At 66.0% G+C, this 20,889-nt stretch carries 20 protein-coding genes; 15 read left to right on the forward strand and 5 right to left on the reverse strand.

Features of this window, described 5'->3' with window-relative positions; all coding sequences use genetic code 11:
* Positions 1-167: 167 nt before the first annotated feature.
* Positions 168-335, forward strand: coding sequence for a hypothetical protein (locus ACFSL2_RS23810; RefSeq protein WP_377200210.1), 168 nt, complete (start codon positions 168-170; stop codon positions 333-335).
* Between the two features lie 147 nt (positions 336-482).
* Here ACFSL2_RS23810 and ACFSL2_RS23815 read toward each other — a convergent pair whose 3' ends face one another.
* A complete protein-coding gene (locus tag ACFSL2_RS23815) occupies positions 483-1,682 on the reverse strand; it encodes an MFS transporter (protein WP_377200211.1) in 1,200 nt (399 codons plus the stop codon).
* 86 nt (positions 1,683-1,768) lie between these two features.
* On the opposite strand from ACFSL2_RS23815, the gene ACFSL2_RS23820 reads away from it, so the two are divergent.
* The 3 genes from ACFSL2_RS23820 (at position 1,769) to ACFSL2_RS23830 (ending at position 3,961) form a co-directional block, all read left to right on the forward strand.
* Positions 1,769-2,227: a winged helix-turn-helix transcriptional regulator gene (locus ACFSL2_RS23820; protein WP_377200212.1), complete on the forward strand. Its 459-nt coding sequence runs from the start codon at positions 1,769-1,771 to the stop codon at positions 2,225-2,227.
* Between the two features lie 185 nt (positions 2,228-2,412).
* Entirely contained in the window at positions 2,413-3,519 is a 1,107-nt protein-coding gene (locus ACFSL2_RS23825; RefSeq protein WP_377200213.1) for an IS630 family transposase, read from the forward strand.
* Between the two features lie 88 nt (positions 3,520-3,607).
* Positions 3,608-3,961 (forward strand): Rid family hydrolase, encoded by a 354-nt coding sequence (locus tag ACFSL2_RS23830; RefSeq protein WP_377200214.1) that lies wholly within the window; start codon positions 3,608-3,610, stop codon positions 3,959-3,961.
* Between the two features lie 24 nt (positions 3,962-3,985).
* Here the strand turns inward: ACFSL2_RS23830 and ACFSL2_RS23835 are convergent, their stop codons facing one another.
* Positions 3,986-7,354 (reverse strand): NACHT domain-containing protein, encoded by a 3,369-nt coding sequence (locus tag ACFSL2_RS23835; RefSeq protein ID WP_377200215.1) that lies wholly within the window; start codon positions 7,352-7,354, stop codon positions 3,986-3,988.
* A gap of 540 nt (positions 7,355-7,894) precedes the next feature.
* On the opposite strand from ACFSL2_RS23835, the gene mobF reads away from it, so the two are divergent.
* The 6 genes from mobF to ACFSL2_RS23865 all read left to right on the forward strand — a co-directional run bounded on the left by mobF (position 7,895) and on the right by ACFSL2_RS23865 (position 15,240).
* Positions 7,895-11,428 (forward strand): MobF family relaxase, encoded by a 3,534-nt coding sequence (gene mobF, locus ACFSL2_RS23840; RefSeq protein WP_377200886.1) that lies wholly within the window; start codon positions 7,895-7,897, stop codon positions 11,426-11,428.
* 72 nt (positions 11,429-11,500) lie between these two features.
* A complete protein-coding gene (locus ACFSL2_RS23845; RefSeq protein ID WP_377200216.1) occupies positions 11,501-11,704 on the forward strand; it encodes a helix-turn-helix domain-containing protein in 204 nt (67 codons plus the stop codon).
* Between the two features lie 144 nt (positions 11,705-11,848).
* Positions 11,849-13,339, forward strand: a complete 1,491-nt coding sequence (locus tag ACFSL2_RS23850) for a hypothetical protein (protein ID WP_377200217.1) — start codon at positions 11,849-11,851, stop codon at positions 13,337-13,339.
* Complete coding sequence (locus ACFSL2_RS23855; protein WP_377200218.1) at positions 13,336-14,220, forward strand: DNA adenine methylase; 885 nt, start codon at positions 13,336-13,338, stop codon at positions 14,218-14,220. Before ACFSL2_RS23850 ends, ACFSL2_RS23855 begins: the two co-directional genes overlap by 4 nt.
* A gap of 259 nt (positions 14,221-14,479) precedes the next feature.
* A complete protein-coding gene (locus ACFSL2_RS23860; protein ID WP_377200219.1) occupies positions 14,480-14,866 on the forward strand; it encodes a sulfate permease in 387 nt (128 codons plus the stop codon).
* Positions 14,863-15,240: a recombinase family protein gene (locus ACFSL2_RS23865; RefSeq protein WP_377200220.1), complete on the forward strand. Its 378-nt coding sequence runs from the start codon at positions 14,863-14,865 to the stop codon at positions 15,238-15,240. The genes ACFSL2_RS23860 and ACFSL2_RS23865 overlap by 4 nt, the downstream gene beginning before the upstream one ends.
* 604 nt (positions 15,241-15,844) lie before the next feature.
* Here ACFSL2_RS23865 and ACFSL2_RS23870 read toward each other — a convergent pair.
* Positions 15,845-16,618 (reverse strand): hypothetical protein, encoded by a 774-nt coding sequence (locus tag ACFSL2_RS23870; protein ID WP_377200221.1) that lies wholly within the window; start codon positions 16,616-16,618, stop codon positions 15,845-15,847.
* A 197-nt stretch (positions 16,619-16,815) separates the two neighbouring features.
* Between ACFSL2_RS23870 and ACFSL2_RS23875 the strand changes: the two genes are divergently transcribed.
* Complete coding sequence (locus ACFSL2_RS23875) at positions 16,816-17,103, forward strand: DUF1330 domain-containing protein (protein WP_377200222.1); 288 nt, start codon at positions 16,816-16,818, stop codon at positions 17,101-17,103.
* Here ACFSL2_RS23875 and ACFSL2_RS23880 read toward each other — a convergent pair.
* On the reverse strand, positions 17,060-18,436 hold the full coding sequence (locus ACFSL2_RS23880; protein ID WP_377200223.1) for an APC family permease: 1,377 nt from the start codon (positions 18,434-18,436) through the stop codon (positions 17,060-17,062). The two genes, ACFSL2_RS23875 and ACFSL2_RS23880, sit on opposite strands and share 44 nt — an antisense overlap.
* Positions 18,437-18,558: 122 nt before the next feature.
* On the opposite strand from ACFSL2_RS23880, the gene ACFSL2_RS23885 reads away from it, so the two are divergent.
* The 4 genes from ACFSL2_RS23885 (at position 18,559) to ACFSL2_RS23900 (ending at position 20,512) form a co-directional block, all read left to right on the forward strand.
* Positions 18,559-19,020 (forward strand): Lrp/AsnC family transcriptional regulator, encoded by a 462-nt coding sequence (locus ACFSL2_RS23885; protein ID WP_377200224.1) that lies wholly within the window; start codon positions 18,559-18,561, stop codon positions 19,018-19,020.
* 81 nt (positions 19,021-19,101) lie between these two features.
* Positions 19,102-19,488, forward strand: a complete 387-nt coding sequence (locus tag ACFSL2_RS23890; RefSeq protein ID WP_377200225.1) for a VOC family protein — start codon at positions 19,102-19,104, stop codon at positions 19,486-19,488.
* A gap of 111 nt (positions 19,489-19,599) precedes the next feature.
* Positions 19,600-19,971 (forward strand): nuclear transport factor 2 family protein, encoded by a 372-nt coding sequence (locus ACFSL2_RS23895; RefSeq protein WP_377200226.1) that lies wholly within the window; start codon positions 19,600-19,602, stop codon positions 19,969-19,971.
* Positions 19,961-20,512 carry a GNAT family N-acetyltransferase gene (locus tag ACFSL2_RS23900; RefSeq protein WP_377200227.1) on the forward strand — a complete coding sequence of 184 codons (552 nt, stop codon included), beginning with the start codon at positions 19,961-19,963 and terminating at the stop codon, positions 20,510-20,512. The genes ACFSL2_RS23895 and ACFSL2_RS23900 overlap by 11 nt, the downstream gene beginning before the upstream one ends.
* 13 nt (positions 20,513-20,525) lie before the next feature.
* Here the strand turns inward: ACFSL2_RS23900 and ACFSL2_RS23905 are convergent, their stop codons facing one another.
* Entirely contained in the window at positions 20,526-20,879 is a 354-nt protein-coding gene (locus ACFSL2_RS23905) for a winged helix-turn-helix transcriptional regulator (RefSeq protein WP_377200228.1), read from the reverse strand.
* Positions 20,880-20,889 lie beyond the last annotated feature (10 nt).

Genomic DNA, 20,889 nt, shown 5'->3' on the forward strand with positions numbered 1-20,889 from the left:
GGTCCGTCGCCGTGGCCCTCGATGCCAGCGGTAGTGCCTCGAACCGTTGAGGCCGGTGGGCTGCTGGTTCTGCACGTCTGGCCGATGCTGCCTTGGCCCGGAGATTTCGCCGACAACGTGACGGTCAGGCCGACGTCGACGCCCACACCCAGGCCGGGATGTGGTGGATGGAAGAAGTACTGCCGACCGTGGAAGGTCTCCGCGACACCGCACCCACCGACCTGGTCGTCATCCAGCTGTACATCACTGAACTCGCCCGCCGAGACGGCATCGCCGACCTCGCAGGGCCCACAGCCCACTGCTGCCCCGACAACACACCCATTCGTGAGGCCTGACCGGTTCTACCGATGCGGGCCACTGTTCCTATCGGGCGTCACCGGAGCCGCATCACGGACAGCCCGCCCAGTCCGGAGTGTCTTTCCTGGCCGATTTGGCGAAGCCAAGCTGGCAGCACCTGGGCTGCTGCGGCGAACGTGTGGGTTTCACGTGCTGAGGTTCTCGACGCTCGGATCAAGGGCTTGTACTCGGCGTGGGGTCGCTCGCTTGTCGATGGCCCAGACGATCAGGGCGCAGGCTGCAAATCCGGCTCCGAGGATGCTGGAACCCGCCCAACCGCCGGATGCGTAGGTGGCGGTGGTCGCGGCTGCGCCGAGGGCGGAGCCGAGGGAGTAGAAGACCATGTAGCCCCCGATCACAGTGCTGGTGCGTTCTGGATGCGCGGCGGTGAGCAGATGTTGGTTACTGACGTGCACAGCCTGGACGGCGAAGTCGAGGAGAATAACGCCTGCGACGAGCAGCCACAGCGACCACGGCAGTTGCGCGATCGCTGCCCAGGAGACGATCAGCAGCGCTAACGCAAGACCCGTGACCGAGGTCGCGCGTCCTGAATCTGCCCACCGTCCCGCTCGTGCCGCGCCGAGCGCCCCGGCGAGGCCTGCGATGCCGAAGAACCCGATCTGTCTCTCGCTCAGATCCCACGGCCAACCCGACAGCGGCAGGGACAACCCGCTCCACATGCTCCCGAAGGACGCGAACAAGAAGAACGCGATGAGGGCGCGGGTCACGAAGAGGCGCTGTCTGAGCAGCCCACCCATCGAACCCACGATCCGCCAGTACGTCAGAGGTCGATGGGCGCGGGTCTCTGGTGGGAACAGGACGAGCACGAGTGCGGCCAGGCTCAATGTCAGCACCGCGAGGACGACATAGACACTGCGCCAACCCCATGCCTCGGCAAGCCAACCGGCAACGACTCGCGCGCCGAGGATGCCGACGACCACACCCGAGGTCACGACGCCGATGTTGCGGCCGCGCTCTGCCGGCGTCGAGACCGATGAGGCATAGGCCACCGCGGTCTGCACCACGACGGCGAATAGGCCGGTCGTCGCCAGCCCCACGAACACCACCCACGCGGCTGATGCGGAAGCTGTCAGGACCATTCCTGCCGCAGTGAGGGTCAGGAGCGTGGCCATGAGCCGGCGACGATCGAGGGCGTCGCCCAGCGGCACGAGCAGCACCAGTCCCGCCAGATAGCCCAGCTGACCCGTCGCGACGATCCAGCCGGTGAGTCCTGCCGGCACACCGAGATCGCGCCCCATCGGCTCAAGCATCGGCTGGGCGGCGTAGATGCTCGCGACCGCGACCCCACACAGCACTGCAAGCAGCCATCGTCGCTTCGCGTCCATTGACAACCTCCTCGATCAGTAGCAAATTGCAACTGATCCGACAGTACGTCACAATGGTTTCAATTCGCAACTGATCAGGAGGGGTGATGACGAACAACCACACACGCGCCACAGCTCTGGACTGGACCGACCCGCAGTGCCCGGTCGCCCGCACGCTCGACCTCGTCGGCGACCGGTGGAGCCTCCTGGTGATCCGCGACGCGATGGACGGCGCACGCTCCTTCAACGAGTTCCAGCGACGCACCGGCATAGCCCGCAACATCCTCACCGACCGCCTCCGCAAGCTCGCCACACACGGCATCCTCGAACAGCGCACCGCCACCTCCGGCCGTCGCCAGGAGTACGTGCTCACCGATGCAGGTCGCGACTTGCTGCCTGTCGTCGTCACATTGCGCCAGTGGGGAGAACGCCATGCCTTCGCCTCCGACGAAGCGCACTCCACGCTCGTCGACTCAGCCGGCAACCCTGTGCCAGAGGTCGTGCTGATTGGGGCCGACGGCATCGCACTCGACGTCGACACCACCCACGTGGAGAAGGACCGGTAGCAGAAGGTCGTCGAAGCCGGTCCGATCCGCAGGCCGTCTGCCAGCGTTCGTGTGCCCAACCGATCTGAGATGCTGGCGACATGCAGCACTTCGTGGAACGTTGTACAGCTAGTGCCTCGTCAAGTTGAGTTGGGTCGGTAACTGTGTCGCCCTTGTCTTGTCGGTTATGGACGTCGACTCTGTCGGTGGAGGTGATCGATCCGATGGCGAGGAAGCCAGAGGTGTTCGTTCGCGAGCTGTCTGCCGAGGAGGGGCAGCGGTTGCAGCGGACGACGAGGACGTCGAAGAACCCGGTGCGGCTGCGACGGGCCACGATCGTGATGGCCTCGGCGCAGGGCCAGTCGGTGCCCGACATCGCGGCGATGTTCGCGACTACCGAGGGCTATGTGCGGCGGGTCGTGCATGACTTCAACGAGCGGGGGTTCACGGTGCTGGACCCAAAAGTGAGCGGCGGGCGGACCAGGAGGATCGGCGCGGAAACGCGTGAGCAGATCTGTCGGATCGCCCGCTGCGAGCCACAACAGTTGGGGTTGGCGTTCACATGTTGGAGCCTGTCCAAGCTGGTCGAGCACCTGATCGCCGAGCGGGTCGTGGAGACCGTCAGTACCGAGACAGTGCGTCAGATCCTCAAGACTGGCGGGGTCAGCTGGCAGGCGACCAAGACCTGGAAAGGCTCGACGGATCCAGCCTTCGCCGAGAAGAAGACTCAGGTGCTGGAGCTTTACGACGACCCGCCGACCGACGGACACGTGGTGTGCGTGGACGAGTTCGGGCCGTTGAACCTGCAGCCGCGACCCGGGCGGGGCTGGTTCCCGAGCCAGCGGCCGGCTCGGCTGCGGGCGACCTACCACCGCACCGGTGGCGTGCGGCACATGTTCGGCGCGTTGGACCTTGCCACCGGTCGGATGCTGTACCGATTCCGGAACCGCAAACGCTGGCATGAGTTCCTCGACTTCCTGCGCCAGCTGCGGCGCCGCTTGGCTGGCAAGCTCTACGTGATCTGCGACAACTTCTCCCCGCACAAGAAGACCGAAGTCCTCACCTGGTGCGAGGACAACGACGTCGAGCTGGTCTTCACACCGTCCAACGCGTCCTGGTTGAACTGGATCGAGTCCGAATTCGCCGCCTTGCGCTATTTCACCCTCGACGGCAGCGACTACCCCGACCACGCCACCCAGGAAGCCGCGATCGGCGGCTACCTGCGCTGGAAGAACAAGCGCGCCCTACCCAAGACCAACTTCGCCATCGGCTCCAAGATCCGACGGCCCGATTACCTACCCATCGCTTCTTGACGAGGCACTAGCTTCGAGAACCATTGGCACTTCTCCCACGCAGTACGCAGTCGAGGGCTGCTGTTTCTCTCAGGCGTCACCGGAACAGGTGAGAGGGACGGTCTCGGCAGACCCCATCGCGCAGTTCGAGCAGCTCTTCACCCACCTACGCGACTACTTGGCCGTCGCCGGATGCGACTTCGCCTCACTGGTCGAGATCACCACCTACCACGGCGACCTGCCCAGCCATCTGGAATCGTTCGTCGCGATTAAGGACCGGCATGTGGCCAAGCCCTACCCGGCCTGGTCGGCGATTGGCATATCGAGTCTCATCACGCCGGGCGCGCTTATAGAGCTACGCGCGATCGCTGAAGCTCCCGAGGACGACGTCGAGCGGAGTGTCGCTCTCGACGTCGCTCAGAGGTGGGAGGAATCCACAGGCTCGCATGGTCAGGCACGGTGAGGTCGTCGACACCCAGCACTGTCCCTATCTATAGGCGGGCTTCGCATCGACTTTGAGCCACTTCCCTTCGCGGGCAACGCTGAGTAAGGAGGGCGCCGACACGGAGCTGTCGCGTGATGTAGCTGCTCCACCGTCTCGCCCAATTGTCGGCGGCGCCGAGGTGCGAAGTTCATTCAGCGCGGCTAGCTCCGGGACGTCGGTGGCGGCTGTGACCGGTCGCTTGCTCAGCCAGCCGTAACGGGCGATCTGGTCGGCGGCTCGCAGAACTGTGCTTCGACGTGGCGCGGGGAGCTGACTGAGCACGGACTCCAGCGTGGGCGACAGTTCTGTGACGACAGGACCGGATGCGGTGCACCACAGAGCGAGTGCCCACTCCGATCTGGCCAGATCATCGTCGAGGACATCGAGCTGTTCGCGCCACCAGTCGGCGTTGCGGCTGTTGGCTCGGGCTTGTGCGAGGAGTTCGGAAGGGTGACTCGTGCTTCCGAAGGGTGTGGAGCCGGGCTTCTTGGTGTACGCGGGCGGGAAGGGAGATGCGGCGCCGATGATGGCGATCTCCGACGCGAGCCAGCGCCGTCCAGTGTGTTCGTGTAGTGCAGCAGCAGTATCCGCCCAGGGAAACGTACTGCCCTTCTGTCCCGCCTTGAAGGCTCGTTGCTTGGCGATCTGGGCGTAAGGCGAACCGGCTCGTCTGAGCTGGTTGACCGCCTCGGTTCGGCGACGTTTCGTCTTCTCATTACTGCCGACGAAACCGGTCTTGGAACTCGTAAAGAAGCCGCCCGGAGACAAGGCCACCGCGACTTGTGCTGGCATGGACCGGGTTGATGTCACGAGGGGGCATTCACCATCCAATGCTGCTTCGAGAAGCGCTGCTTCGAGTGAGCTTCCTGGCGTAGGGATGAGCCCTGTGCTGAGGAGGAGCTCGGCGGCGCCTTCGGACAGGTCGATGTGCTCGAACGATGCCGTGACTCCCGCGCCGGCCTCGCATTCGGCACCGAGTCTGAGCCATGCGTTCTGCTGTGGTGTGCCGATGGTTGCGGTGAGCTGCGCGTACCACCATGCGCTGAACTGGCTGCGCTGATTCAACAGCTCGCGCAGAGCGCGTACCCGTTGCGTGTTGTCGCTGTCGGCCGGGTCCTTACTGATCAAGGTGGTCAGCCGGACCCAGGTGGGGTCGGCGCCGTCCTCGTCAGGGAGATAGGGCAGTTCGGGCAGCGCGATGATGTCGCGGCGGTCGAGCGCGGACAGCAGCATCGTGATCCCGGCGTCTGAGCAAAGTGCCGTGAGGATCTTGCGTGCCTCGCGGGGTCGGCGCAGGAAGACACCGTCGGTGAGCAACGCCCACGTGGCGAGGTAGGAGGCTGGCGACGTGCTCTGCGCCAGCTCCTCTTCGATCCCGGCGGTCAGGGGGTAGATGCCGTTGCCCTTGGCGTTGCCACCGTAGAACCTGGCGGTGTTGAGCCAGTACGGTCGACGCAGCAGTTCGCGCAGCACGGTCGTGCTGTCGAAGGCCGAGTTGTCCTCGCCCGCGTTGTGGTAGAGGAATCGGGCGGCGAAGTACTCTCGCAGGGAGAGAACCTCGAACTCGTAGCTCCCATCGACCTTGCTGGTCAGCGCCCACAGCCGGTCGCTGGCTCCCTCGAAGAGCTGGTCGACGATCGACTCGCGGTTGCCGTAAGTGCGCTGGAAGTGCCGCATGGCCTCCTTGAGTTCGTCCACGCTCATGCGGCCGTTGATCTGCGATTCCTCGGTGTGCGCGTGCAGGTACCAGCCAAGGAACGGGATGATCTCAAGGAGTTCTTCCTTGTGGTCGCGAACCGCTTTGGGGTGCTTGTTCGCCTCGCGAGCCAACAGCAGCTCGACGTACTTGTCGTAGAGATCGGTCCGTTGAGTGGGAGTGGCTGCTCCTTGCTGATGGAGAAGGTCGAGCAGGATTGTCAGCTGCATCGGATTGCCCGCGAGTTCGTTTATGTAGGGCTCGCGGCTCTTCTCCCGGAAGCTCTTCCGCAGGGCGCGACCATCCTTGCCCCTGATCCCTCGGACCGCGCACCACTTGCGCAGGTAGGCGTCACGCTGCTCGACGGTGAGCTGGTTGAGGGTCACGATCTCGAACAGGTTCGGTGACGGCTCGGGCAGTTCACCGGCGCTGGGGCGCGTGGTGACGACGACTCTGGGCGGGTCGGTGTAGGCCTTACCACGACCGACGAACTTGTCGATCTCGTTGACGATCCTGCCTCGTATGGTGGCGCTGCCTACTTCGTCGAGTCCGTCCAGCACGACTAGACTGGGGACGCGCTCGAAGATGTCCTGAACCGTCTTGGCACCAGCGGCGATCCCTCCGCTCTCGTGCGTCATCAGATCGGCGAGGAAGCACTCGATCGTTGTCTGCTCACTCTTGCGTGCTTTGGCCTTGCGTTGCTTGCGGACCTCGGAGTGGTCCCACACGTCGTTGCCGCCGAGCCAGAGGGCGTAATCGCTCAGGTCTAGTCTGATGGGGAACCGCGGCTGATCCAGCTCGGGTAGTGAGTCAGGTCTGTCGCTCTCGGGGATGAATGACCTGCGGTGGGTCTGGCAGAGGTACTGGCTGAGGGTCGACTTGCCCTGTCCTGGCGCGCCCCGGACGAGGGTGAAGGGCGCCGATGCTCGCAACAGGTAGGCGGCGGCACCGCCCAAGGTGGTCGCTGATTGTGCTTGCGAATGCTTGCTGGCTACGGTGTGGACGCGGTCGGCGGTGACATCAACGAAAAGGTCCACGACCTTCTCTCGGTCCACATCGGACTGGCTGAACTTGACCCGCTTGTCGTCCTCCCACTGGGCGGCCGCGACCTTGCGGACCAGGTCACGATGTGCCTTGTCCTTACCCGCACCGACGTGCTCGGCGACGAGGTATCGGACCAGATCCCACCCCGCAAGCATCTCGGCGTAGGCCCACTTGGTCTCGGTCGGTGCGTTGTCGACCCACGGGTTGAGCGCCTCGCGCCAGATGCAGGTCATCTGCTCGTAGCCGAAGTCTTTTGCATACGCCTGGAGCTTGCTGTCCAGCCGGTCGAACGTGCCCGATTCCTCCTTAGCCGTGCTGGCCACGTTGGTGACCAGCGTGTAATGGCGGACTCCTTGTGCGGCCAGGCGCCGCAAACTGGCTTCCTCCTTCTTGACGACCTGGTCAAGCCAGGTGACCGGGTCCTTCTCCTTCCCGCTGACCGACCACTTGACCTGATAGATCAGCACGTTCGAAGCATCGACCTTGCGCAGGCCGTCTCGACCGCCGTCAGCCTGACGGAGAGCCATCGGGAGGTAGTCGGGAAACTGGTTCGCGAGCAGTGCGCTGACCAGCTGCTGAAAGTCGTGGTCGCCCAGGCGCTCGTAGAGGTAGCGATGTCGACTCTCGGGCACGAGTTGCCTCCTACGCTCCAACCCGATCGTCTCGGGAACCACTGCTGCTGCTCCCATTCAACCCCGAGCAGCCGACAGAAGCACGCAACCACGTCGCGTGGCCCACCGGTGTGCAGGGCAGATGTCCGCCTCCACCGCGCCGGCGGCCGAGGGAGCTAGGCGGCTGTGCTCGATGGTGAGGTCGACTCCGCCGCATCGGGAGAACAGCGGACCCGACCCTCAGGCGACGCGCGAGTCAGGGGATGCCGTCGTGCATGAGGGCTCCGGACGCTCCCCGGACCGAACCCTTTGGAGTGTTCTACAGGCTGATCACCTACCTGGTGGACGAACCTGCTCAGCCGCCATCGAAGCTTGCCAGCCAACCCACGAGGCCTGCGCACCGCGGACCACCTTCGAGTCCCTTTCCAAGCATTGGCAGTCCGCTCTCGAAGCTGCCACGCGTCTTGCAGGTCGAGGTCGTCAACCAAAGTTGACGGTGTTCCGCTCGGTCGGCGTCGGCTCACCTGGTTGTCGAGAGGCGGTGCTCTGGTGACGGTTTCGATGCGGGTGATGAGTGCAGGTGACGGGTACAAGTACCTGCTCCGCACGGTCGCCGCGGCCGATGGCGACAGGTCGCTGTCGACGCCTCTGACGAGGTACTACGTGGAGGCTGGAACACCACCGGGCCAATGGCTGGGCTCAGGTGTCGTCTCGCTCGGCAAGGGGCAGCTCTCGGTCGGTGATCGGGTGTCGGAGGCCCAGCTCCAGCTCTTGATGGGGATGGGTCGCGACCCAATGACTGGCGACCCGCTCGGTCTGTCGTTCCCTGCCTACAAGTCGGTGTACGAGCGCATCGAGGCGCGGATCGCCGACCTGGACGCGGACCTGAGTCCGGGCGCGAAGGGTGAGGCGGTCGCGCAGATCGAGGCCGAGGAGCGCGCGCGTGGGACGCGGCGTGCGGTGGCGGGGTTCGACTTCACGTTCTCGATCCCGAAGTCAGCCTCGGCGTTGTGGGCGGTCGCCGACGCCGGGACGCAAGCGCTGATTGGCGAGGCGCACCATGCGGCGGTTGCGGAGGTGGTTGCGTTCATGGAGCGGGAGGTTGCAGCCACCCGTACCGGCGCAACCGCCGGGGACGGGGCCGTTGCACAGGTCGATGTCACCGGGCTGGTGGCCACGGCGTTCGATCACTTCGACTCCCGCGCGGGCGACCCTCACCTGCATACCCACGTCGTCATCTCCAACAAGGTCAAGACGACCTTGGATGGAAATTGGCGGTCGCTGGATGGGCGGCCGATGCACGCCGCCGTGGTCGCTCTCTCGGAGCTGCACGAGGGTGTGTTCGCCGATCACATGACCCGCACGTTCGGCGTCGAGTGGGAGGACCGGGACATGGGCCGTGACCGGAACCCGGCATGGGCGATCGCGAGCGTGCCGGAGGAGCTGGTTGTCGAGTTCTCCACCCGCGCCCGGCACATCGACGTCGAGAAGAACCGGCTCATCGCCGCGTACGTCGCCAAGCACGGACACCAACCGTCCACAGCGACGATCATCAAGCTCCGGGCACAGGCCACCCTTGCCACTCGGCCGGAGAAGGAGGTGCGGTCGCTGGCCGACCTCACCAGCGAGTGGCGCAGTCGCGCCACGACCGTTCTCGGTCAGGACGCCACCGCCTGGGCACGCGCCGTCGCCGACAACGCGGCACCATTGCTGCTGCGGGCCGATGATGTGCCGTTGGATGTGATCGCCGAACTCGGCGAGAGCGTCGTCTGTGTCGTGGGTGAGAAGCGGTCGACGTGGCGGTGGTGGAATCTGATGGCGGAGGCGTCGCGCCAGACGATGGGCTGGCGGTTCGCCTCGATGCGGGATCGGGAGGCGATCGTCGGGATGGTCGCCGATGCCGCCGAAGGCGTCTCGTTGCGGCTGACGCCGCCCGACCTCGCCACCAGCCCTGTGACGTTCCGCCGGGTGGACGGCACCAGTGTGTTCCGGCCCCGGCATTCCACGGTGTTCTCCTCCGAAGAACTCCTCGCGGCCGAGGGCCGGCTGCTCGACCGCGCGCGCACCCTCACCGCGCCCACCGTCCCGCTGGCGACGGTGGAGAAGATCACGTCCCGCCCGGACGCCGAGGGGCGGATGCTGGGTGAGGACCAGGCCGACGCGCTGATGAAGGTCGCCGTCTCGGGCCGGATGCTCGACGTGCTGGTGGGCCCCGCCGGCGCGGGCAAGACCACGGCCATGTCCGCGCTGCGGAGGGCATGGGAGATGGAACACGGCGCCGGGTCCGTGGTCGGTCTGGCGCCCTCCGCGGTCGCGGCGCAGGTGCTTGCCGAGGACTTGGGAATCGCGACGGAGAACACGGCAAAGTGGTGGCAGAACCATCTCACCCGTGGCGAGACGTTCCAGTCCGGCCAGCTCGTCATCATCGACGAGGCATCTCTGGGCGGCACCCTTTCACTGGATCGCATCACGCACCTGGCCGAGCGGGCGGGGGCGAAAGCGCTGCTGGTTGGCGACTTCGCCCAGCTCCAGTCGGTGGACGCCGGCGGCGCATTCGGACTGCTGGTGAACGACCGGGATGATGCGCCCGAACTGGTCGATGTCCACCGCTTCGTGAACACCTGGGAGAAGACGGCCTCACTGTCGTTGCGGCACGGGCGGACGCAGGTGATCGACACCTACCTCGACCACGGACGCATCCGCGACGGTGACGCCGAGGCAATGACGGATGCCGCCTACGCCGCTTGGCGCGCCGACCGGAACGGGGGATTGGTGTCGGTGCTGATCGCGGAGACCCGCGACGACGTCACCACCCTCAACCAGCGCGCCCGCGCGGACCTGATCCTCGACGGCACCTTGACACCGGGCCGGGAGGTGGAGCTGAACGGCGGCACCGCCGCCGGGCTCGGCGACACGATCATCACCCGCCGCAACGACCGCCGCCTCCGCAACAGCAAGGAGTGGGTGCGCAACGGCGACACCTGGACCATCACTAACGTCCGCGACGACGGCTCGGTCTCGATCCGCAAGACCGGGCGCAGGTTCGGCAACTCTATCGTCCTCCCGGCGTCCTATGTGGCTGCGCACGTTGATCTCGGGTATGCGGTCACCGCCCACCGCGCCCAGGGCGTCACCGTTGATACGGCGCACGTCCTCGTGGAACCGACAACGGCGCGGGAGAACTTCTACGTCGCGATGACAAGAGGCATGCGTTCCAACCAGGCGTATGTGATCCTCGACCGGGCCGACGACCATGCCGCCCCGCATCCGGGCGACAACCGCGAAGCCACAGGCAGGAGCGTGCTGTACGGGGTGCTCCGACACGTCGGCGCTGAGATGTCCGCACACGAGACGATTACCGCCGAACACGAGCAGTGGGGGTCGATCGCGCAGCTCGCCGCAGAATACGAGACGATCGCCGCCACTGCGCAACGCGACCGCTGGGCGAGCCTGGTTCGTGCATCCGGACTCACCGCCGAGCAAGTCGACGCCGCGCTCGACTCGGAAGCGTTCGGCGCGCTCACGGCCGAGCTGCGAAGGGCCGAGGCGAACCATCACGACCTCGACACCGTGTTCCCGCGCCTCGTGGCCGCACGCGGGTTCGGTGACGCTGACGACATCGCGGCCGTCCTGCACCACCGGGTCGCGCGTGCCACCTCACAACCGGTGGGGTCCGGCCGCACCCGCAAGGCGCCGCGCCTGATCGCCGGTCTCGTCCCGCACGCCGATGGCGCCATGAGCACCGACATGCGGCGATCGCTCGATGAGCGGCGCGACCTGATCGAGGACCGCGCCGACGTGGTACTCGACACCGCACGCGGCGCTGGGGAAGTCTGGACGAGACCGCTAGGCGTGCCTCCTCGCGATTCGCGGAAGGCAACAGTTTGGCGGAGGCATGCCCGCACGGTCGCCGCCTACCGGGACCGGTACGGCATCACCGACGATGCGCCCCTCGGCCCGACGCCGGGGACGACAGCGCAGAGGATCGACGCTGCACGTGCAGAAGCCGCGCTCCGAAGCCTCACAGACAGACCGCAAGAACCCGGTGCCCGGCAGCATCCGGCACCACGCATGACACACGAACTCGGCCTCTGACCAGAGAGATGGCCGCCCGCTCTAATGCCTGATAGCGTGAAGATACGTCCCTTACGAGGAGGCTACGAGAAGATGGCGGAAGATCACGAGGTCCTGACGACCGACGAAGCAGCGGCCCTGCTCCGTGTCTCGACCAAGACGGTCCTCGCTCTTGCGCGCTCGGGCTCCCTCCCGGGAGAGAAGGTGGGACGAGCCTGGCGCTTCGTCAAGAGTGACGTTCTCGCCTATGTGCGAGGTTCGGACGAAGCGAGAGGAGCAGGCACGAATGACCATTAGAACGATGCGGCTTCTGACACTCGAAGGAGTCTTTGCGTCTCGCTTGCATCTATCAGAGTTTGGCGCTTCCGCAGAGCGTGAGCTTCGGGCATGGCGTCCCGAATGGAGGTCCTGCGAATGCTAGACACATCGCGGTGGCCGGAGGTGGAACTCGACGTTCTCAAAGAGGTGCATCTCGACCCGAAAAATGTTCGCCTAGAAGTCGCGGACGCAAAGGTTGAGGCTGACATCATCGAAGACCTTTTCGTCAACGAAGACGCGCTCGGACTGGTTGAGGGCATTTGCAAGGTTGGCTACCTGACGCACGAGACGCCTGTCGTGCTCAAGCGTCGCGGAAAGTCCGTCGTGGTCGAGGGGAACCGTCGACTGGCCGCGCTCAAAGCTATTCAGAACCCAATGCTTGTTCCCGACTACCAGGCACGCATTGCGGCTCTTGCGGCCCTCCTGCCTGACCGGTCTGCTCTTTCAAAAATTCGGGTGATGGTTGCGCCGAACCAGACGGAAGCGGACCAGCTCATCGCGGCGATTCACACGGGGAATCTGCGGAAGGCGTGGAGCCCAAGCAGGCAGGCCGCATTCTTCCAGGCGCAAATCGACGCTGGACGGAAGTTGAACGAGCTTCTTACGAGATATCCGACGATTGACGTTAGGAAGTTTGTCTTCCGCGCTCACATCATTAATCTCTTCAAGTCAGTCAAGTACGACGATGCGGAATTGCAGGACTTCCTGACGACCAAAAAGTGGGCGCGAGGGCTGTCGACCCTTGCCCGCATATACGAGTCAAAGGATTTTCTGGAACTCACGGGCCTCGCGATGCAGGCCGATGGACGTGTCACTAAGACAGTTTCGGACCCTGTATTCAAGAATATTGCGACGGCCATCGTTCAAGGGATGCACGACGAGAACATCAACACCCGTAGTCTGAACTCGGTTAAGAGCCCCAGGTATACGCAGCTGATGGGCGAGCTTCGTCGGATCGTCGCGGATGGCACTGAGTCCACTCGGCCTAGCGGGTCCGAAGCGCCGGGAGCCACTGGAAGTGCGGGAGGAGGCGCGGCAGCGGCTGGCGGGTCCAGCCCGACGGGCACTGGAACCTCGTCCGGCTCGGGCGCTTCGACGGGTGCTGCCTCTGGAACAGCCGGGGGCGCAACGACGACGAAACAGCCTCCTGCGGGAAAGAAGAAGAAGCCGAAGAACCTCGACCTGGGCCAGGTGAAGGCGCCGGACAGCTACCCCGAGGCATTGAAGTTGTTGCTCGGAGAGTTGTCGGAGATAGACGTTCAGAAGTTTCCGAACGCAACCTTCCTCATGATTCGCGCGGTTTTGGAGAAATCGATCAAAGCTTTTGCTGAGGCGAAGTCGATCGACATTAAGGCGACCGGGAACAACCAGAACGGCCGAGTTCAGCTCGGGCACGCTCTGAACTGGTTGCTGGACTATGTGAAACCGAACGGTCCAAAGTACCTCATACAGGTCGTTGAGGGCGTACGCACCGGAAAGCTCGTGACATACACGAACTCAAGCGATTCACTCAACGCGGTCAACCATAACCACCACTTCAAGGTCGATGCCGACCAGGCGTTCGCGATGTGGAGTTCGATCGACTCGATCATGAGATATGCGATGAAGCCATGAGCGCGGCACCAATCGGTGTCACCAGCAGGCGTCCGCGAATCTCACCACTTCGATACCCCGGCGGGAAGTCGGCGCTGTACTCGCGATTGCGGCAGATGATCCGCGACATGGATATGGCCGGTTGTACCTACGTTGAGCCGTACGCTGGTGGTGTCGGAGCTGGGCTCAGTCTCCTCGTCACCGGACAGGTAGAGCGTGTGGTGATCAACGACCTCGACCCTGCGATCTACGCATTTTGGGCGACTGTGCAAGCCGAGCCAGATTTCTTGATCGATCGAGTCCGCAAGGTCCCACTTGATGTGAACGAATGGCGTCGGCAACGTGAGATCTACGTATCCGCTGACACGAAAGATCTTCCCAAGCTCGGTTTCGCAACGTTCTACCTCAACCGCACTAACAGGTCCGGTGTACTAAATGGAGGCCCGATCGGAGGGCTCAATCAGACCGGCAACTACAAGATTGACGCGCGCTTCAACCGGGAGGGGCTAGAGGAGCGCCTCCGTATCCTCTCCCTGTACTCAGACAACCTTGTGGCCACATCGCGGGATGGTGTAGAGGTCATCACCGAGTATGCAGCGAAGGACGATACGATTATCTACGCTGACCCGCCCTACTTCGAGAAGGCGGGCTCGTTGTACCTAAATGCGTTTGCTGCCGAGAACCACGAAGCCTTGGCTCGGGTGCTCAACAACGTCGCTGACAGCCACTGGTTATTGACCTACGATAATGTGCCTCAGGTTGCCGAACTCTATGCAGAACGCCGCCGCCGCAAGTTCGAGTTGAACTACTCTGCCCATCGCGTCGTGAAAGCCACCGAGGTCGCGGTCCTGTCGGATGCTCTCCCGGACATCGGCGAAGGTTGGCCGCTCGGTACTGGATAGTAGCAACCCTATTGGTGCCCGCGGGTGTCTGCCTGTTCAGCACTTCTCCTGGACCGCTCTACAGAACCGTTGCCCATTCGATGTCGGCGTCCACCCAGAGGCGCATCCCACTGAGGGTTCCGCGTGCCCCTGCTTGGGCGTACAGTGGAATGTGAGGCAGATCCTCCTCATCTGCGGGTCCTTCGGGACGGCCCATCACGGGCGCTCATACACGTACTGCCTCCTCGACGGAGAGACACGTGTGACCCAGGAGCCCGCCATGTTCCGCCTTCTCTGGATCATCAGCGTCCACAGCCGCTACTTCCTGCGCCGGTACATGCCCACCAACCGGCTGCTCGACACGATTCGCACCCGCCGCGGCCTGAAATGGGGCATCCCCGTGATGCTCCTCGCCGCGCCGTACCTGCTGATCGCGAACATCTGCACCACCCTCATCGCCGACGGGGGCCCCGGCTGGCTGCACGTGGTGGTGTTGTGGTCAATCTGGAACGCGATGAAGTTCATCATCATGGGGCCGGCCAGCCTCGTCCTCCTGGTCCGCGCCCGTGTTCAGGAGGCGGTCGCCCGGCGCCGCGCACGCAACGGACAGGTCACGTCCGATCGCTCAGTGCGTCAGGCATCCGAGTTGGCGGGCACACTCCGATGAGCGCCGCTGCCTACACCTATACCGCCGGTCCCACGCCCGAGGCACACGATCGCCAACGGTCCGCCTGCGTCGCACTCGCCCGTGCCCTCCACCTCGACATCGCCCGCACCTACAGCGACCAAGCCGGCGCTCGACCGGAGCTGGCACGGCTGCACTCCGACGCCTCGGCAGGTCGGGTCTCCGTCGTGTTCGTCGCCAGCCTGGACCGGCTCAGCTGCACCCTCCCCGCCGCGCCGCAGATCATCGCGGACCTTCATGACGCCGGCGTGAACGTCTACGCCGCAAACTACGAAACGCGCCAACTTGCCGATGTCACCACGTTTGCCGACACCCTGCCCGTCGCGATTCCAGCCTCCTCTCGCCTCAGGCGCTGACCGGCCCGCGCCGCCCGCTTGGTCGGATCGTGACGCCTTCCGCGGCGAGTGCCCGCCTGACCGCCTGCTGGCTCACCCCGACCCGCAGACCAACCTCCATCAGTGTCAACCCACCCGCGTACAGCTCGACCGCCTCAGCGAGACGGGCCTCATTGAGGCCACGCCTGCGGATAGGGACTGACCGACGGTCAAGATGCGCCGCGACGGTGCGGCGGTGAACACTAAACCGCTCGCCCAGCTCCACGAGGGTCGCACCCGCCTGGTACAGGGCCACCAGCTCGTCCACTCGTGCGGGGCTCAGAATGGTTTGAGTCATCCCAACTGCACGCACCATCCGACCCCGCGAGTCCACTATCGTCGGCTCCAGGGGCCGCCGATCACGCTTGTAGAGCCCGCGTGACCGGCGCAAAGCCACCGTTTTCAAAGCCGAGCAAGGGTTCTCAAACTCTCTACGGAGGTCCACCGATGAGATGACGCGGGACATCCTTGATGTCTCGCGTCATTGTCGTATCGGGGACGTCTGCCTTCGTGCGGCTCGGCAGCCGGGACATCGTTCATGGATGTCCCGGCTCCCTGCTTCCTGCCGCTCCGAGAAGGAGCGGGCTCAGAAGAGGTCGCGCGGGTCGAACCCCTTGGCGAGGTCCGTGAGCCGCTCGCCGGCACCCGAGACCTGGTCCCCGAGCCCGGAGAGTGCGCCGTCGGCCGTGCCGGCAAGGTCTTCGACGCCCGTCGTCGCCTCACCCAGAGCGCCGGTGCCGAGATCGCCGACACCCGCAGCGGCCTCGTCGAGGGCGCCGGTGCCGAGGTCGCCCAGCGATGACGTGAGCCCTTCGACGTCGACCCCCGACGCGAGCGTCTCGAAGTCGACGCCGACGTTCGCCGCGTTCTCCAGGAGTGGACCGGCCACGCTGCTCACCGCGGCTCCGGCCGCGACCACGCCCAGGACGCCGACCCCGCCCACCGCGACTCCGGCCACGGCTCCGCCCGTGCCGACCTTCGCGAGCACTGATCGCATGGAGCCCGGTCGGCGTGCCTCCGTCCGAGCGGCTGCCCGGGACAGGTCGGCGACGTCGGCCGATCGGGGCTGCTCGTGCGGCGGTAGCTCTGTCTGCATGCGCTGCTGCACCGCCTGGCGCTGCGCAGGGGTCAGTCGGGCGAACGACTCGGCGTGGATCTGCTCGATCTGGTGGGGCTCCGCGGTCTGCATGAGGTAGTCGTAGCGGGCGATGGCCTGCCGGTCGGCGTCGGTGGACGCCGACGGGCTCGGCCGACCCTGTGGGGCGGTCGGATAGCCCTGCGTGGCCCCGTGCTGCTGCTGCCCGGTCTGGGAGTCGAGCACCTTCTTCGCGAGGCCGATCAAGCTGGAGAGCTTGGACATGTGGTCCGTTCCTTCCGTCGGGCGGAAGGGCCACGCTCCCAGGTCAGCATGAGAAACGCGTGAGAGGGGGATGAGAGTTTCATCCGGGTGCGTACCCGTGAGCAGGCACTACGCTCTTGGTTTCGCAGCAGTCCGATGGTCAGCCCGGCAGCGGTAGCTGCCCGCGCTGCGCTGTTCGTCGTTCAAAGGGGCCCGTCATGAGCGCATACATCGTGTTCTTCAAGGAGAGCACGCAGGACCAGTCCGAGGTCGACGCGTACCTCCAGAACGTCGGGAAGACGTTCGAGGGGCACCAAGCGAAGATCCTCGCCGCCTACGGTCCGCAGCAGGTCCTCGAAGGCCCCGCCACGGAAGGTGTGGTGGTGCTGGAGTTTCCGACCATGGACGACGCGCGTACCTGGTACGACAGCCCCGCCTACCAGGAGGTGGCAGAGCACCGCTTCAAGGGAGCGACCTTCCGCGTCGTTCTCGTCGAGGGCGCCTGAGCGCCGACGACAGAGCCGACTGATCTGTAGCCGACTGATCTGCACCGGCGGACCGGGGGCGGCTGCGGTCCTCCGGCCGCGACGGAAGCCCACGCCGAACCACCATCGCCACGCCACCGACCACGGCAGGGACCACCAGCAGCGGCCCGCAGAACACGAGCAGGACGCCGAGGAACGAGGACGCCACGACGGCCGTGCGCCGTTGCCGTCCCCGCAGGAGCCGCGTGCCGGCGAGGGCGCCGACCAGAGAGACCGCGGCGAGCAGGGCGGAGGTGGCCCGGACCAGGGCGTCGAGCGTGATGGCGCCGCTGAGCACGGGAACCGCGAGGAGCAGGCAGCACACGGCGAGGAACCCGAGGCTTCGGCGCGGCTCACGTCCTGGCGTCGTCCGACCGACGAGCCAGCGGGGAAGGGACCCGTCCCGTCCGAGGGCGGCACCCAGCCGGGCACCGCTGGCGAGGTAGGCGTTGATGGCTCCGAAGGTCAGCAGCACGGCGGCGACCGTGGCCAGTGCCGTGCCCGTAGGGCCGAACGCGCGCTGCAGCAGCACGAGCAGGGGCGCCGGCGTGCTGCCCGCCGCCGGTCCGAGCACACCGATGGTGACCACCGCCAGCCCGAGATAGAGCATGATCACGAGGCACAGGGCGAGCGCCGTGGCGCGCCGCAGACCATTGACCGGGTCCGCGAACTCGGCTGACAGATGGGTGGCCGCCTCCCACCCGGCGAACGCGAAGAACAGGACGGTCGACGCGATGGCTACGCTGCCCAGACCGCTGGGCGCGAACGGTGTGAACGCCTCGGCGTGGACGCCGCCGAGCGAGACCGTGATGGTGACGACCAGGAGGGTCACCATCACCGCGGCGGTCAGCACCTGTGCTCGGCCGGTCGCGTGGAGGCCGACCGCGTTGAGGACGAACGACGTGGCGAGCAGGCCGAGGCCGACGGCCAGGGCGACGTCGGGACCCGCGCCGAGGGCTGCCGCGATGTAGTGCCCTCCCATCAGCGCGGCGGCCATGACACCGAGCGGCACCGCCGCGAGGAACCACCAGCTGACCGGTGCGGCGATCCGTCGTCCGAACGCGCCGGCGGCGAAGTGCGCGACACCCCCTCCGTCGGGATACGCGCTCCCGAGCGCCGCGAAGGTGGCCGCGACCGGGATGCTGGCACCGAGCAGCAGGCCCCACGCCACCAGGGACGCGGGCCCGGCGGCGTCGGCGGCCAGTGCGGGCAGGGAGAGGGCGCCCGGTCCGAGGACGGCGCCGAGCAGCATCACCGCCCCCGTGAGGACGCCGAGTCCTGGGTTGCCGCGGTCGCTCGTCATGAGCTTGTTCATGTTCTGTCCTCGATGCTGATCGGCGACCAAATGGCTGGTAAGGCTCGGAGAGCGTAGGCAGATGCGCAGATCAACGGGCCGGTCCATGAACTTCATTCGGCACGGTGGCTAAACTCGTCGCCATGGACGAACTTGATTCGGCGATCGTGCAGGAACTGCAACGTGATGCGCGGCAGACCAACCGAGAGCTGGCTCGCCGCCTCGGTATCGCGCCGTCGACCTGCCTGGAGCGGGTGCGGCTCCTCCGGGCGCGGGACGTGATCCGGGGCTACCACGCCGAGATCAACCCGTCAGCCCTCAACCGGGAGGTCGAGGCATTCGTCTCGACCCGGCTGCGGCCGCTCAAGCGCGAGGTGATCGACTCCTTCAAGGCCGCCCTGATCAAGCTGCCCGAGGTCGTCGCCGTCTACGTCGTCGCCGGTGACGAGGACTTCCTCGTCCACGTGACCGCTCAGGACCTCGACCACCTGCACGCGTTTCTCATCGACCGCCTCAGCCAACGACGCGAGGTGGTCAGCTTTCGCAGCCAGATCGTCTATCGCAGCCTGCAGAAGCAGGTGCACGAGCGGCTCGACGACGCCTGACCGCGCGTCCTTGTTCGTTTCGATGAGTTCTGGCGGGTCCGGGAGTCGGTCGTATGACCGCTCCGACGGAAGGAACCCACGATGGTCACCACGCTCCGCAGCTTCAGCGGCTTCTCGGTGGACGACGCCGACGCCGCTCTCCGCTTCTATCGCGACACCCTTGGCCTGCCCGCGCGCGAGAACGCCATGGGTGGCCTCGACATCGACCTGACCGAAGGCTCGACGGTGTTCGTCTACCCCAAGGGCGAGGCGCACGTGCCGGCGTCGTACACCATGCTCAACCTTGTCGTGCCGGACATCGACGAGGCGGTGACGCAGCTGGACGCGGCGGGGGTGAGCCTGATCCGGTACCCCGATTTCGAGCAGGACGAGCGCGGCGTAGCGCGCAGCACGGACCCGAACAAGGGCCCGACGATCGGCTGGATCGCCGACCCGGCGGGCAACGTCATCGCGCTCATCCAGGAGTGAACTGCCCTGGTCCAGCGGCTCCGGTGGGCGCAGGTCCCGGTCGACCCGCGTTCGGTTGACCGGCGCGATCCGTCGTGCCTATCGTCCACAGCGGACGAGGGGAGCGGAGCCGTGGACGCCGACGAGCTGCTGGACCTTGAGCACCAGGGGTGGCAGTCCCTGTGCGACGGCACGGGTGCGGACTTCTACGGGTCGGTCATGACCGAGGACGGCGTCATGGTCCTGGCCCACGGTGAGGTCTTCGACCGGCGGGCCGTCGTGGCCTCACTCGACGCCGCGCCGCCCTGGCGGACGTACGAGATCACGGATGAGCGGCTGATCGAGCTCGGTCCCCGCGACGCGATCCTCGTCTACACGGGCCGTGCCTACCGCGACGGCGACGAGCCCGCGTTCGTCGCGCTGATGTCGAGCGTCTACACCCGGCAGGGCGACGCGTGGCGGCTCGCGCTGTACCAGCAGACACCGGTGCCGGGTGCTGCCTGAGCTGGGGTTCCGCCGGACGCGACGCGGCGACCTCCAGCAGATCCAGGAGTGGCTCCGCCACGAGCACGTCGCTCGCTACTGGGCGCACGACACGAGCGACGCGGCGGTCGAGCGCGACTTCGCGGGCAGCATCGACGGTACGGAGCCGTCGGAGGACTTCATCGTCGAGTGCGGCGGCACGGCTGTCGGGTTCGTGCAGCGCTGCCGAATCCACGACTACCCCGACGGTTTCACGGAGCTCATCGAGCTCGTCGACGTGCCGCCTGGCGCGCTGACCATCGACTACTTCATCGGAGAGCCGGCAATGGTCGGCCACGGCCTCGGCAGCCGGCTGATCCAGGAGTTCATCGAGGTGTGCTGGCGGGACCACGCGCAGGCCCCGGCGATCATCGTCCCCGTGTCGGAGAGCAACGTCGCGTCGTGGGGCGCGCTCCGTTCAGCGGGCTTCACCCGCATCGCCGCCGGGCACATGGAGCCGGACAGCCCGCTCGACGACGGGCAGCACGTCGTGTACCGGTGCGAGCGTCCGGCCGGAGCGTGACCCGGTCCACGTCTCAGTCGACGGACCGCGGGTACGCGTCCCCCCAGGCGTTGAGCCACCCGACCACCTGGTCCAGGGACCGGCCGAGGTCGGTGAGGGAGTACTCGACCCGGGGCGGCACCTCCGCGTAGACGGTGCGCACGACGATGCCGTCGGCCTCGAGGTCGCGGAGCACGCGCGTCAGGGTGCGCGGGGTCACTGTGCCGAGGCGTCGCTGCAGCTCGCCGAACCGGTGCGTGTGTTCGAGCAGGTACTTGACGGTGCTCAGCTTCCACGCTCCGCCGAGCACGGCCATCGACACCTCGACGGGGCAGACCTCGATGGCTCGCTGGACGGGGGAGCGCATGGTCTCGGCAGTGCTGGTCATCGGCTCATAC

Source organism: Promicromonospora aerolata, from assembly GCF_042682255.1.
Lineage (GTDB): Bacteria > Actinomycetota > Actinomycetes > Actinomycetales > Cellulomonadaceae > Promicromonospora > Promicromonospora aerolata.

Bases quoted from the DNA above. Each gene is read 5' to 3' on its own strand.
- ACFSL2_RS23905 (WP_377200228.1), bottom strand. From the start codon at position 20,879: ATGACCAGCACTGCCGAGACCATGCGCTCCCCCGTCCAGCGAGCCATC.
- ACFSL2_RS23820 (WP_377200212.1), top strand. From the start codon at position 1,769: ATGACGAACAACCACACACGCGCCACAGCTCTGGACTGGACCGACCCG.
- ACFSL2_RS23870 (WP_377200221.1), bottom strand. From the start codon at position 16,618: ATGTCCAAGCTCTCCAGCTTGATCGGCCTCGCGAAGAAGGTGCTCGAC.
- mobF (WP_377200886.1), top strand. From the start codon at position 7,895: ATGCGGGTGATGAGTGCAGGTGACGGGTACAAGTACCTGCTCCGCACG.
- ACFSL2_RS23885 (WP_377200224.1), top strand. From the start codon at position 18,559: ATGGACGAACTTGATTCGGCGATCGTGCAGGAACTGCAACGTGATGCG.
- ACFSL2_RS23890 (WP_377200225.1), top strand. From the start codon at position 19,102: ATGGTCACCACGCTCCGCAGCTTCAGCGGCTTCTCGGTGGACGACGCC.
- ACFSL2_RS23810 (WP_377200210.1), top strand. From the start codon at position 168: ATGGAAGAAGTACTGCCGACCGTGGAAGGTCTCCGCGACACCGCACCC.
- ACFSL2_RS23875 (WP_377200222.1), top strand. From the start codon at position 16,816: ATGAGCGCATACATCGTGTTCTTCAAGGAGAGCACGCAGGACCAGTCC.
- ACFSL2_RS23815 (WP_377200211.1), bottom strand. From the start codon at position 1,682: ATGGACGCGAAGCGACGATGGCTGCTTGCAGTGCTGTGTGGGGTCGCG.
- ACFSL2_RS23860 (WP_377200219.1), top strand. From the start codon at position 14,480: ATGTTCCGCCTTCTCTGGATCATCAGCGTCCACAGCCGCTACTTCCTG.
- ACFSL2_RS23855 (WP_377200218.1), top strand. From the start codon at position 13,336: ATGAGCGCGGCACCAATCGGTGTCACCAGCAGGCGTCCGCGAATCTCA.
- ACFSL2_RS23845 (WP_377200216.1), top strand. From the start codon at position 11,501: ATGGCGGAAGATCACGAGGTCCTGACGACCGACGAAGCAGCGGCCCTG.
- ACFSL2_RS23880 (WP_377200223.1), bottom strand. From the start codon at position 18,436: ATGAACAAGCTCATGACGAGCGACCGCGGCAACCCAGGACTCGGCGTC.
- ACFSL2_RS23865 (WP_377200220.1), top strand. From the start codon at position 14,863: ATGAGCGCCGCTGCCTACACCTATACCGCCGGTCCCACGCCCGAGGCA.